The following is a 13,005-nucleotide window of genomic DNA, read 5'->3' as shown; positions in this document are numbered from 1 at the left end:
CCCGACGCCCCGGCCCCCAGCCCCACGCGGCAGGGCTGGCTGGGCCGACTGTCCGCCGGTCTGCGCAAAACGGGCAGCAGCCTCACCGCCGTCTTCACCGGCACCCGCATTGACGACGCCCTGTACGAGGAGCTTGAGACCGCGTTGCTGATGGCCGACACCGGCACCCAGGCCACCACCCACCTGCTGGATGATTTGCGCCGCCGCGTCAAGACCGGCCGCGCGACCGACCCCCAGCAGGTGCGCGCGTTTTTGGCGGACGCCATCACCGACTGGTTGCGTCCGCTGCAAAAACCGCTGGCCGTCGGCGCTCAACCCGACGGCCCGACCGTGTGGATGGTGGCCGGCGTCAACGGCGCGGGCAAGACCACCACCATCGGCAAGCTGACCTGGCACCTGGCCCACCACGGCGCGACCGTTCTGCTGGCGGCGGCCGACACCTTTCGCGCCGCAGCGCGCGAGCAGCTTGGCGTGTGGGCGCAGCGCAATGGGGTGGACATCGTTAGCCAGGACGGCGGCGACCCGGCCGCGGTGGCCTTCGACGCCGTGACCGCGGGTCGGGCGCGCGGCAAGGATGTGGTGATCGTCGATACCGCGGGCCGACTGCCCACCCAGTTGCACCTGATGGAAGAGCTGCGCAAAATCAAGCGCGTGGTGCAAAAGGCCGAGGCCACCGCCCCACACGAGGTGCTGCTGGTCATCGACGGCAACACCGGCCAGAATGCCCTGGCGCAGGTCAAGGCCTTTGACGCAGCGTTGCAACTCACTGGCCTGATCGTCACCAAACTCGACGGCACCGCCAAGGGCGGCGTGCTGGCCGCCATCGCCATGTGGGCGCGCGAGCAGGGGCGCGAGCTGCCGGTCTATTTCATCGGTATCGGCGAAAAGCTGGAAGATCTGCAACCCTTCGACGCCCGCGAGTTCGCCACCGCGCTGCTGGGCTGAACCGCTGCGGTGGCATTCGGGTTGACCCGGTGCACGCGGCAGGGGTACGCGGTAAGCTTGGCGTTGGGGCCGTCCCTAGAATTTCTTCGGATTGCTTATATCAGCACATCATGATAAATATCGATCCTGTCACGGCACGATTGCCGAAACATCCCTAGAGGAGCATCACAACCATGAAGGCGTTCAAACACATCCTGGCAGCGGGTCTGCTGGGCGCGGCCGCGCTCGCGCAGGCGCAGGTGGACCAGGTCAAGGTCTGGGCAGCGGCATGTGCCAACTGCCACGGCACCAACGGCCATGCGCAACCCGGCATGGAGACGCTGGCCGGCAAGGACAAGGACGAGATGCTGCAAAAGCTGCTCGACTTCAAGAACGGGCGCAAGCCTGCCACGCTGATGCACCAGCTCGCCAAGGGCTACACCGATGACGAGCTGCGGGCCATCTCGGCCTATTTCGCGGCCCAGAAAAAGCAATGAGCCGAGAGGAGGAACGCACCATGCAACGTCGTCAATTCGTCCACAGCGTCGCGGCCGGCTCTGCACTCGGCTCGCTCGGTCTCCTCAGCGGTTGCGCCACCCCCGGTGGCGGCAGCGGCCCGCACGTCGTCGTCATCGGCGGCGGCTACGGCGGGGCCACCGCTGCCAAATACATCCGCGTGTTCTCCGAGGGCAAGGTGCGGGTCACACTGGTCGAGCCCAATGCCAACTTCGTTTCGTGCCCGATCTCCAACCTGGTCATCGGCGGCCTCAAGCAGATGTCCGACATCACGGTGCCGTACGACAACCTGGAAAAGCGGCACGGCGTGCGCATCGTGCGCGACCGCGCCGCGGCCATCGACCCGGACAAGCGCGTGGTCAAACTGGCCGGGGGCAGCGAGCTGAGCTACGACCGCGTGATCGTCTCGCCGGGTATCGACTTCATGTGGGAGAAGCTGCCCGGCATGGCCAAGCCCGGCGCCCAGGACAAGGTGCTGCACGCCTGGAAGGCGGGCCCGCAGACGGTGGCGCTGCGCAAGCAGCTCGAGGCCATGCCTGACGGCGGCGTGTACGCGCTATCCATTCCGCTGGCGCCGTACCGCTGCCCGCCCGGCCCCTACGAGCGCGCCTGCATGGTGGCGCACTACTTCAAGAAGGCCAAACCCAAGAGCAAGGTCATCGTCTTCGACGCCAACAGCGACGTCACCTCCAAGCCCGCGCTGTTCAAGAAGGCCTGGGACGAGCATTACAAGGGCATTCTGGAATACCGCCCCAAACACAGCGTGGTGGACGTCGATGCGGCGACCAACACCCTGAAGTTCGAGTTCAACGATGACTTCAAGGGCAGCGTGCTCAACGTCGTGCCCGACATGCGCGCGGGCGACATCGCGGTGCAGATGGGGCTGGCCACCGCCAACAAGCGCTGGTGCGAAGTCGACTTCCTGACGATGGAATCGGTGGCCGTCAAGAACGTGCACGTGCTGGGTGACGCGATCCAAATCGCGCCGGCCATGCCCAAGTCCGGCCATATGGCCAACCAACACGGCAAGACTTGCGCGGCCGCCGTCGTCAACCTGCTGATGGGCAAGGAGCCGCCCAAGACGCCGCTGTACGCCAACACGTGCTACAGCTTCGTCACCGACGAGGACGTGGTGCACGTGGCCAGCGTGCACCGCTACGACGCGGAGAAGAAGACCATGCTGACGGTGCCCGGCTCCGGTGGCGTCTCGGCACGCGCCAGCGAGCTGGAAGGCCGCTACGCGCTCGCCTGGGCGCGCAACATCTGGGCGGACACGCTGGCGTGATCGGCGGACCCCTTTCGTGCACGGGGGCACCCCGCGTAGCGGTTTCCCCCGGCACGACGGGGGCTTTTTCGCTCCTTCAATATTCGTGCATCAGCATTAGCTTACCCTGAGTTGAAACCCTAGGATGCATCGTGCGATGAACGCCTGCCCGACTCCTTTCCTGCGGCGCGTGCTACCGGTGTTGTGCGCGCTGGCCGCCCTTTCGACCTCGCCTGCCTGGGCGCAGGCGGATGAAGCCCGCGCACGCAAGATTGCCAACGGCGTGTGCGCGATGTGCCACGGCGATCAGGGCGAATCCACCAGCGACATCTTCCCGCGCCTGGCCGGACAACACACCGAGTACATCGTCAAGCAGCTCAAGGCTTTCAAAAGCGGTGAGCGTAAAAGCACCGCCATGGCCGAGATGGTGGCCAAGCTGACCGACGACGAAATGCTGGCCCTGGGCCGCTACTACGAAAAACTGCCCGCCCCGCGCGAAAACGTCAAAGACACTGGCCTGGCGGCGGTGGGTGCCTACCTGTACCAAAACGGCAACAAGTTCAGCGGCGTGCCGGCCTGCGCCAGCTGCCACGGCCCGGACGCCCACGGCGCGACCAACCTGCCGCGGCTGGCGGGGCAGTTCTCGGGTTATCTGTTCACCCAGCTCAAGCAATTCAACAAACGGCAGCGTACCAACGACAACGTCGTGATGCACACTGTCGCCGAGAAGATGACCGAGCTGGAAATGGCCGCGGTGGCGGAGTACCTCAGCACCAAGTGAGTCCGTCGCCGACAGCGGCCGGCGGCGCTCACGCGAGCGGGGACCGCAGGGCCCGCGATTGGGTCTGGCCGTGCAGCCGGGCGTGGATGCGCCGCGTCATGCGCCACACGCCCCAGAGCACCACGGGCATCAGCGCACCAGCGGTCAGTTCCGGGTGCAGGGGAACGCCCGCCGATTTCAGGGCTTTGGCCCCGTAGAGCACCAGGCTGATCACGTAGTACGAAATCGCCGCGATCGACAACCCCTCCACCGTGGTCTGGAGCTGCAGTTGCAGTTCCTGCCCGCGGGTCAGCTTCTCGAGCAACTGGCGGTTCTGCTCCTCCCGGGCGATGTCCACTTGGGTGCGCAGCAACGCGCTGGTGCGGGCGATGCGCTCGGAAAGCGCGACCAGCCGCTGCTCGGTGGAGGCGACGGTGGCGATCGCTGGCGCCAGCCGGCGCTGCATGAATTCGCTGATGGTCTGGGTGCCGGGAACGGCCCGCTCGCGCAGCTCCGCGATGCGCTGCGACACGATGCGGTCATACGCCCGCGTGGCGGCAAAGCGGTAGCCGTTTTCGGCGATGGCGCGCTCAATGCCTGCGGCCAGCCCCACCAGATCGTCCAGCAGCGCCTGGTCGGAACTGGCTTTGGACTCCATGTCCGCGGTCAGGCGGGCCAAGCGGCGCTCGGCGTCGGCGAGCGGCCCGACCAGGGCCTTGGCCACCGGCAAGCCCAGCAGCGCCATCATGCGGTAGGTCTCGAACTCCAGCAGCCGGGCCGAGATGCGGCCCGCGCGCGTCTCGCTGGTGCCGGGCGGGGCAACGACCAGCATCCGCTCGAATCCGCAGGGGCGCACGCGAAAATCCGTCACCACCATCGAATGCCCCTGCTGGCCCAACACCGATGCCACCACCGGCTGATCGCCAAACCAGTGGCGTGCGCGCGCCAGCACGGCCACCGGCTCCGACAGATCGCCGGTGACCATCGCCAGCTTGATCGCGCAAATGGTGCGCCCCGGTATCCCCGCCAGCCATTCGCGCGACACCATCAGATGGGGCAGCAACTCCGGCTCGCGGGCGTCCAGCCCCATCTCTGGCTGCAGCGGCTGCACCAGCGAATACCGGGTGAACTCGGTGTGCCGCTCCCATTTGACGGTGAAGCCTGGAGGGCAGCGCAGGCGCCGAAAATTGCCTTGCAGGTCGGCTTCGGTCAGGCCGTCCTGGCCTGGCAAGCGGCGCAGATGAGCCAACTCCTGCGCCCGATCCACCCCATCGTGCACGACGGCGACGTAGACCACGAGCGCAGGCATGCGAATGCGCGCGGGTGGGCGGGCATGCACCTCGTCGTGCAGCACGCGGCGACGCGGATCTTCGGCGGGCAGTGTGGCGGGGATACCCCCGAAGGCATTGGCATCCATCACAGGCGTGAACATAGCACAGCGGGGCGCCGCACAGGGTGTGGGTTTTGTGCCGAATGGCACGCGACGACGCCCCAACGGTATCGCCACACGCGGCGATTCGGTGGATACTGGCGCGGTCTTCACCCCGTGGTCTTCCCCACGCCGGTCTGCTTTCAGGGAATATGCGCTTGCGATCCACGGCCTTGTCGCAGCTGGGCTGCGCCGTCGTCGCCCCACGGAGGGGGCACCCCCCGACGCCGAAGCGCTCGGCCGCGCTCGGCTGGCGCGGTGCCGCCCTGGCGCTGGCGATCGCGTGGCTGGGGCTGGCGTGGCCGGTGTCGGCGCAAACTTTGCCGCGCCTGCTGCAGCAGCACACCGTGCCCATGTGGCTGGTCGATCCGGCGGATGGCGCCATCGTCGAAGCCAACGCGGCGGCAGCGGATTTCTATGGCTATCCGGCGCTGCGCTCCCCCGGCGGCATGAACATTCGCCAGATCAACCAGTTGCCGGAAGCCGACGTGCGCGCCGAAATGGAGCGCGCGCATCGCGAGGGCCGGGGCTACTACCTGTTTCCCCACCGGCTTGCGTCGGGGCAGATCGTCACGGTCGAGGTCCACAGCACGCCCATGACGATCGACGGCCGCACGCTGCTGCTGTCGGTGCTGTTGCCCGAAAGCCGCAGCGTCACGCTGCAACAAGAGCTGCAACGCTACCAAAACCGGCTGGAAGCCCTGGTGGCCGAGCGCACCGAAGAAGCGGTGCTCGCACAGACCGAGCGGGCCCGCACGCTGGCCTGGGCGCTGGCCGGCGCGGTGTCCGCCATCGTCGCCCTGGCAGTGGCGCTGGTGCTGCTGCGGCGCAGCGCGCGCCGCGCGCGGGACCTGGCCGACGAGCTGGAAGATACCTTGCAGGGCGCGCGACTGGGGCGGCTGCGCTGGGACTTGGTGCAACGCACCATCACCCCTTGCGCGCGGCTGCGCCGGTTGATCGGACTGGACGAGGACGGCCAAGACAGCATCCCGACCACGACCTGGATGCAGTGGGTACACCCCAAAGACGCCGCGCAGGCCCAAAGCGCTCTGCAGGCCCACCTAAAAGGCCAGAGCGACGCGGCCGATCTGCGCTTTCGCCTGCAGCACCGCGACGGGCGCTGGATTTGGTTGCAGGTATGGGGCCGCGTCGTGGCGCGCGACCCCGCCACGGGCCGCGCCACCGTGATGGTTGGCATTCTGCGCGATGTGAGCGACGAGGTCGCGCTGGAGCAGTCGCGCGCCATCGCGGCGAGCGTGTTCAACGACACCGGCGAGGCCATCATCGTCACCGACGAGCGCGGCGCCGTCCTGGACGCCAACGCCGCCACGCTGCAGATGAGCGGCTATACGCGGGACGAGCTGATCGGCCGTGCCAATCTGCCGTGGCGGCCGGCGGACCGGCACGGTACGCCCGACTGGCACCGGCTGCGGCGCCTTCTGCTGCGGGAAGGCCGCTGGCGGGGCGAGGCTTGGTGGCGTCGCCGCGACGGCACCGAATTTCCGGTGGTGGAGACGATTTCCGCCGTGCGCGACGACCGCGGACAGATCATCCGCTATGTCGCCGTCGCGCAGGACATCACCGAGCTCAAAGCGCAGCAAAACGCCCTGCAACGGCAAGCCTATTACGACCTGCTCACAGGGCTGCCCAACCGTGCGCTGCTGGCCGACCGCCTGGACCTGGCCATCGCCAGCGCCCGGCGCCACCAGCGGCGGGTGGCGGTGGCGTATCTGGATCTGGACGGCTTCAAATCTGTCAACGACTCCCACGGCCACAGCCAAGGCGACTGGATCCTACGCCTCGTGGCGCAACGGCTGCAAGGGGCGCTGCGCGAAGGCGATACGTTGGCGCGGGTAGGGGGTGACGAATTCGTCGCCGTGCTGTCCGACCTGGACGACAGCGAATGCTGGACCACCGTCATCGACCGGCTGCTGAGGGCGAGCGCCGAGCCCGTCGAATACAACGGGACACTCGTGCAGTTAAGCACCAGCATCGGCGTCACGCTGTACCCGGACGACGGCGCCGATGCCGAGGTGCTGCTGCGCCATGCCGATCAGGCTCTGTACCGGGCCAAGCGCGACGGCAAAAACCGCTGGTACCTGTTCGACCCGCAAGAAGACCGGGCCGCGGCGGCCCACGCCGAGCGCATGGCGGATGTGCGGCGCGCCCTGGCCAGCGAGGGCGAGTTCCGCCTGTACCTGCAACCGCAAGTTCGCCTGGTCGATGGCGCCATCGAGGGGGCCGAGGCCCTGCTGCGCTGGCAGCATCCGCAGCGGGGATTGCTGGCGCCGGCCGCCTTCCTGCCCGCGATCGAACACGACGACACCATGATCGCGCTGGGCGACTGGGTGCTGGACGAGGCCATGCGCCAGCTCCAGCGCTGGCACGACGCGGGGCAGTCGAGCTGGACGCTGTCCGTCAACATCGCCGCACGCCAGTTGCGCGATCCGGCCTTTGCGGACCGGCTGGCCCAGCGCTTGGCTCGCCACCCCCAGGTAAACCCGAGCCGTCTGGAGCTCGAAATCGTCGAGTCCAGCGCGCTGGACGGCATCGCCGAACTGGAGCGCCTGCTCGAGCGCTGCCGCACGCTGGGCGTCGCCGTGGCGATCGACGACTTCGGCACGGGCTACTCGTCGCTCGCTTATCTCAAGCGGCTACCCGCCAGCGTGGTCAAGATCGACCAATCCTTCGTGCGCGACATGTTCGACGATCCCAGCGATCTGCGCATCATCGACGGCGTGGTCGCGCTGGGGCAGGCGTTCGGCCTGCGCGTGGTCGCCGAAGGCGTCGAGACGCTGCTCCACGGAGAGCTGCTGCTGCGGCTGGGTGCACATTCGGCCCAGGGCTATGGTATTGCGCGGCCCATGCCCGCCGATCAATGGGCCGACTGGGCCGCAGCCTGGCAGCCGCCGGATTCTTGGATGCGCTGGCGCACGCTCGTGCAATCGCCCTGGTCGCGGATACTGGCGCGGCTGGAGGTCGAACACCGGGCCGTGCTCACGGGGCTGGCGACGCGGCGGGTGACGCCGGCGGCGTCCGGCGACTGCCCGCTGCAGACTCTGTTGGCCGAATCGCTGCCGGCCTCCACGCACCATTGGCCTGAGTACGCGGCGCTGCAGCGGGCGCACGAGGCCTTTCATGTGGCCGCGCGTCGCTGGTGGGAGCACGCGCCGGACACCGACCCACAACAGGACCCGGCCATCCACCAGGCCCATGGCACGCTGCTGGGCGCCCTGCACCGCCTGCGGGACCGGCTGTGCGCGTTGGATGCCGCGCAATCCGCGCCGTCCGAGGCGCCCGTCATCGTCCTGGACGACGGCAAGCAGCCCACGCACGCCGTGGCGGCTTGAGCCGTCCGCGCTACGATCGGCGCATGAGCGCGCCGATATCCCCCTCCTCCTTGCCCAACTGGCTGCCCATGTTGCGGTGGATGCGCCACTACCGGCGCGACCACGCCACGGGGGACGGGGTGGCGGCCGCAGTGGTAACGTTGATGTTGGTGCCGCAGAGCCTGGCCTACGCCCAGCTCGCGGGCATGCCGCCCGAGGCCGGGCTGTACGCCAGCATCCTGCCCCTGGTCGTGTATTCGGTGCTCGGTACCAGTTCCGCCCTGGCGGTGGGTCCGGCCGCAGTGACGTCCCTGATGACGGCCGCCGCTGCCGGGGCGCTGGCCCCCGAGGGCACGCCCATCTATGGCTGGGCCGTCTGGTGGCTGGCGGCCCTCAGCGGCGCGATCTCGCTGCTGCTGGGCGTGTTGCGGCTGGGTGTATTGGCCCACTTTCTCAGCCATCCGGTGCTGCACGGTTTCGTCTCGGCCTCCGGCATCCTGATCGCCGCCAGCCAACTCAAGCACCTGCTGGGCGTGCCCCTGAACGGGACGACCCTGCCCTCGCTACTGGCGCAGGGCTGGCACACCGTGGGTGGGACGCACGGGCCCACCCTGCTGATTGGCGCGGGCACGCTGGCCGTCTTGCTCGCCGCGCGGCGGGGCTTGCGACCGGGCCTACGCCGCCTCGGGTGGTCCGCCACCGCCGCCGACATAGCCACCAAGGCCGCGCCGGTCGCCATTTTGGCAGCGGTGACCGCCGTGTGTGCGGCGGCCGACGCGGCATCCCACGGTGTGCGGGTGGTCGGCACGGTCCCGGCGGGGCTGCCCACCTTCACCTGGCCCGGCCTCGGGGATGCTGGCTGGGCCGGGCTGGAGCCGCTGCTGCTGCCGGCCTTCCTGCTGGCCATCGTGGGGTTCGTGGAATCGGTATCGGTCGGTCAGTCGCTGGCCGCGCGGCGCCGCGAGCGCATCGACCCCGACGCGGAGCTGCGCGCGCTGGGCGCCGGCAATCTGGCCGCCGCCGTCAGCGGTGGATTTCCGGTCACGGGTGGGTTCGCGCGGTCGGTCGTCAACTTCGAGGCGGGGGCCCGCACCCCCGCCGCGGGCCTGTACACCGCCGTCGGGCTGGCGGGCGTGGCGGCCTTTTTGACGCCAGCGCTGCACCACTTGCCTCAGGCCGCGCTGGCGGCCACGATCATGGTCGCCGTGCTGACCCTGGTGGATCTGCCGGCCTTCGCGCGCATCTGGCGCTATTCGCACAGCGACTTTGCGGCCATGGCCCTGACCGCCGCGCTCACCCTCACCGTCGGAGTGGAGGTCGGGCTGGGGGCGGGTGTGCTGGCGTCGTTCGCACTGCTGCTGTACCGCAACAGCCGGCCGCACATCGCGGTGGTGGGTCGCATTCCGGGGACGGAACACTTCCGCAACGTCGAGCGCCACGCGGTGGAGACCGTGCCACACGTGCTCGGCCTGCGGGTGGACGAGAGTCTGACCTTTGCCAACGCGCGTTTTCTGGAGGACTATGTGGCGGCGCAAGTCGCCACGCGCCCGGCGGTGCGCGACGTCGTGCTGCAGTGCTCGGCGATCAACGAGATCGACGCCAGTGCGCTCGAGAGCCTGCAGACCATCCAGGAGCGACTGGCGCAGGCCGGCATCCGCCTGCATCTGTCCGAGGTCAAGGGCCCGGTGATGGACCGGCTGCAGCGTGCCGGACTGCCCGCCCGGCTGAGCGGCCAGGTGTTCCTGAGCCACCACCAGGCCATCGAAACGCTCGCCCCCCGCGGTGCCACCTCCGGTTGACCGGCACGAGGCATCCGTCCAAACGACAACCCCGCCGGGTCGTGCCGACCGGGCGGGGCGGACAGGCAACCGGGCCTGGCCCGGGCGGGAGCGCTTACGCGCCCAGCTTCTCCTTGATGCGGGCGGACTTGCCGGTGCGGCCGCGCAGGTAGTAGAGCTTGGCGCGGCGCACATCGCCGCGGCGCTTGACCTCGATGCTGGCGATCAGCGGGCTGTACAGCGGGAAGGTCCGCTCGACGCCTTCGCCGTTGGAGATCTTGCGCACGATGAAGCTGGAGTTCAGGCCCCGGTTGCGCTTGGCGATCACGACGCCTTCGTAGGCCTGGACGCGCTTCTTGTTGCCTTCGATCACGTTGACGTTGACGATCACCGTGTCGCCGGGCGCAAAGGCGGGGATGTTCTTGTTCAGGCGAGCAATTTCTTCCTGCTCGAGGATCTGGATCAGGTTCATAGTCACATCCACGATCATGACCGCGCTGCGATGTTGCACGGAGCCGCGCCCTTGCGCCGCCCCGCCCAGGGCCATGCCCTGAAACCGGACAGAGGATCAAAGCCCGCCATTATAACCTGCTTCGCGCAGCGCTTGCTCATCGGCGGGCCGCAGCCGCCCCTCGGCACGTGCGCGCGCCAGGACGTCCGGCCGCCAGCGCGCCGTCGCCTGCACCCGCTGCGCACGGCGCCACGCCTCGATCTGCGCATGGTGGCCAGAGAGCAACACGGGCGGCACGGTCATCGGCCCCGCCGGGCCCTGCCAGACCTCTGGCCGGGTGTAATGCGGGCAGTCGAGCAGACCATCCACGCCGGGGTTGAAGCTGTCCTGCTCGGCGCTGGCCTGATCGCCCAGCACCCCAGGCTGCAGCCGCGCCACCGCATCCAGCAGCGCCACGGCCGCGATCTCGCCACCCGACAGGACGAAGTCGCCCAGGCTGATCTGCGCGTCCACACAGGCATCGACGAAGCGCTGGTCCACGCCCTCGTAGCGGCCACACAGCAGGATCGCACCAGGTTCGGCCGGCCGCGCATAGCGGGCCACCACGTCGTGGGACAAGCGCTCGCCCGCGGGCGAGAACAGCACGGTCGGCACATCCACGGCCGCACCCGGCGGGCGACACACGGGCAGCCCGCGGTCGAGACGGATGGCCTGCCAGCAGCGGTACAGCGGCTCGGCCAGCATAACCATGCCCGGACCGCCACCAAACGGGCGGTCGTCCACCCGGCGGTAGTGACCGTCGGCAAAATCGCGCAGGGTCCACAGCCGCACCTGCACCGCCCCGGTGAAGGCGCGGCGCACCACACCGACCGACAGGTAGGGCTCGATCAGCTCGGGGAACAGGGTGATGACGTCGAAGCGCATGGCACCCGCAGGGCCGCGGTCAGTAATCGGGCTGCCAATCCACGGTGATGCGGCGCGCGGCCAGATCCACTGCGTCTACATAGGCGCTCACGAAAGGAATGAGGCGCTCGACCGCCTGCTCGCCGGTGCCGTCGCGCAGGCACAGCACGGCGTGCGGCCCGGTGGGCAGCAGGTCTTCGACGACGCCCAGGACGACCCCCTCGCGGTTGACCACCGACAGGCCGATCAGATCGACCCAATAGAACTCATTGGGATCATCGGTCGGGGGGAAGTCGGCACGCGCGATGTGGATGCGGGCGCCTCGCAGACGCTCGGCCAGGCCGCGGTCATCGACCCCGTCGAAATGCGCCACCACGGCGTCGCCGTGCCAGCGCGCTTCGGCCACCGCCACCGCGACGATGCCTTGGAAGGCGTCGAACGCGCGCGCACGGGGCGAGCGGGTGGACGACGGGGGCTGCAAATACCAGCGGCGCGCATGCAGCAAGGCGTCGCCGCTTTGGCTCAGGCCATGCACGCGGACCCAGCCGCGCACACCCCAGGCCTCTTGCACATGGCCGATCTCGACCGCGTCGGCGGGCAGCTCGGCCACCTGCCAGGGCAAAGACTCGGCCATGCGACGGGCGGGATCAGGCCGCGGCGGCCTCGGCCGGCACGACCTTGGGGGCCTGCTTGATCAGGCGGGCAACAGTCTCGGACGGCTGGGCGCCGACGCCGAGCCAGTAGGTCAGGCGGTCCTGAGAGATGTTGAGCGGCACGTCGTTGCCGCGGGCGATGGGGTTGTAAAAGCCGATGCGCTCGATGAAGCGGCCGTCGCGGCGGCAGCGCTTGTCGGCGACGACGATGTGGTAGAACGGGCGGGCCTTCGAGCCGCCACGGGCGAGTCGGATCACGACCATGGTTTATCCTTGCGAACTGTTCGACGAGACGGTGGAGGCAACGCCTGAGACACGACGACTGGCCACCCGGCCAGCGAAACGTTGCAAACCTGCCATTATAGCCAGCGACCCGTGAACCCCCCCCTGATCCGCCCGAGCCACGAGAACGACCTACCTGCCATCGCCCGCATCTACGGCCACCATGTGCTGCACGGCACGGGAACGTTCGAAACCGATCCCCCCAGCGCCGCCGACATGGGCGCGCGCCGCGCCGACGTGTTGGCCAAGAGCTTGCCCTGGCTGGTCGCCGAGCTGCAGGGGGCGGTGGTGGGCTTTGCCTACGGCAACTGGTTCAAGCCGCGCCCAGCGTACCGCTTCTCGGTAGAGGACTCGATCTACATCGCCCCGGAGGCGGTGGGCCGGGGGCTGGGCCGCGCGCTGCTGGCCGAATTGCTGGCCCAGCTCGAGGCGCGAGGCATCCGCAAGGTGATGGCGGTGATCGGCGACTCGGCCAACGCCGGCTCGATCGGGCTGCACACTGCCCTGGGCTTCGAGCGGGTGGGCGTGGTGCGCTCCTGCGGCTGGAAGTTCGGCCGCTGGCTCGACATCGTGCTGATGGAAAAATCCTTGGGCTGGGGCGACCGCACCCCACCCACCGAGGGCTGACGCGCCCCGCCCCTGCGGGAACCGGCGCCATCGGTTCCGGCTCCTACCCCGCATCGCCGTCTTGCGCAAACACCGCCCCATGGTTGCCG

The 13,005-nt window shown here is 68.9% G+C and carries 12 protein-coding genes; 7 read left to right on the top strand and 5 right to left on the bottom strand.

Annotated elements, in window-relative coordinates:
- From ftsY to V7026_RS09120, 4 genes are all read left to right on the top strand, one after another.
- A partial coding sequence (ftsY, locus tag V7026_RS09135; protein ID WP_443082336.1) for a signal recognition particle-docking protein FtsY occupies positions 1-945 on the top strand: 945 nt, incomplete at its 5' end.
- Between the two features lie 173 nt (positions 946-1,118).
- The gene (locus V7026_RS09130; RefSeq protein ID WP_334155074.1) at positions 1,119-1,421 is read left to right on the top strand and encodes a c-type cytochrome; all 303 of its coding nucleotides are present in this window, start codon (positions 1,119-1,121) and stop codon (positions 1,419-1,421) included.
- Between the two features lie 20 nt (positions 1,422-1,441).
- A complete protein-coding gene (locus tag V7026_RS09125; protein ID WP_334155073.1) occupies positions 1,442-2,725 on the top strand; it encodes an NAD(P)/FAD-dependent oxidoreductase in 1,284 nt (427 codons plus the stop codon).
- Positions 2,726-2,861: 136 nt separating this feature from the next.
- Positions 2,862-3,485 carry a c-type cytochrome gene (locus V7026_RS09120; protein WP_334155072.1) on the top strand — a complete coding sequence of 208 codons (624 nt, stop codon included), beginning with the start codon at positions 2,862-2,864 and terminating at the stop codon, positions 3,483-3,485.
- 28 nt (positions 3,486-3,513) lie between these two features.
- Here V7026_RS09120 and V7026_RS09115 read toward each other — a convergent pair whose 3' ends face one another.
- Positions 3,514-4,881, bottom strand: coding sequence for a DUF3422 family protein (locus V7026_RS09115; protein WP_334155071.1), 1,368 nt, complete (start codon positions 4,879-4,881; stop codon positions 3,514-3,516).
- Positions 4,882-5,051: 170 nt separating this feature from the next.
- Here V7026_RS09115 and V7026_RS09110 point away from each other — a divergent pair, with 170 nt between their 5' ends.
- Positions 5,052-8,243 carry a sensor domain-containing protein gene (locus V7026_RS09110; RefSeq protein ID WP_334155070.1) on the top strand — a complete coding sequence of 1,064 codons (3,192 nt, stop codon included), beginning with the start codon at positions 5,052-5,054 and terminating at the stop codon, positions 8,241-8,243.
- Positions 8,244-8,266: 23 nt separating this feature from the next.
- The gene (locus V7026_RS09105; RefSeq protein WP_334155069.1) at positions 8,267-10,021 is read left to right on the top strand and encodes a SulP family inorganic anion transporter; all 1,755 of its coding nucleotides are present in this window, start codon (positions 8,267-8,269) and stop codon (positions 10,019-10,021) included.
- Between the two features lie 94 nt (positions 10,022-10,115).
- On the opposite strand, the gene rplS is transcribed toward V7026_RS09105, so the two are convergent.
- The 4 genes from rplS to rpsP form a co-directional block, all read right to left on the bottom strand.
- A complete protein-coding gene (gene rplS / locus V7026_RS09100) occupies positions 10,116-10,472 on the bottom strand; it encodes a 50S ribosomal protein L19 (protein ID WP_068610670.1) in 357 nt (118 codons plus the stop codon).
- A 96-nt stretch (positions 10,473-10,568) separates the two neighbouring features.
- A complete protein-coding gene (gene trmD / locus V7026_RS09095; RefSeq protein ID WP_334155068.1) occupies positions 10,569-11,375 on the bottom strand; it encodes a tRNA (guanosine(37)-N1)-methyltransferase TrmD in 807 nt (268 codons plus the stop codon).
- Between the two features lie 19 nt (positions 11,376-11,394).
- The gene (gene rimM / locus V7026_RS09090; RefSeq protein ID WP_334155067.1) at positions 11,395-11,988 is read right to left on the bottom strand and encodes a ribosome maturation factor RimM; all 594 of its coding nucleotides are present in this window, start codon (positions 11,986-11,988) and stop codon (positions 11,395-11,397) included.
- 13 nt (positions 11,989-12,001) lie between these two features.
- Complete coding sequence (rpsP, locus tag V7026_RS09085; protein WP_334155066.1) at positions 12,002-12,271, bottom strand: 30S ribosomal protein S16; 270 nt, start codon at positions 12,269-12,271, stop codon at positions 12,002-12,004.
- Positions 12,272-12,382: 111 nt separating this feature from the next.
- Here rpsP and V7026_RS09080 point away from each other — a divergent pair, with 111 nt between their 5' ends.
- Complete coding sequence (locus tag V7026_RS09080) at positions 12,383-12,916, top strand: GNAT family N-acetyltransferase (RefSeq protein ID WP_334155065.1); 534 nt, start codon at positions 12,383-12,385, stop codon at positions 12,914-12,916.
- Positions 12,917-13,005 lie beyond the last annotated feature (89 nt).

It is taken from the genome of Tepidimonas sp., from assembly GCF_036825565.1.
GTDB lineage: Bacteria > Pseudomonadota > Gammaproteobacteria > Burkholderiales > Burkholderiaceae_C > Tepidimonas.
The sequence above is the reverse complement of the archived record's forward strand: the minus strand, read 5'-3'. Positions and strand labels throughout refer to the sequence as shown.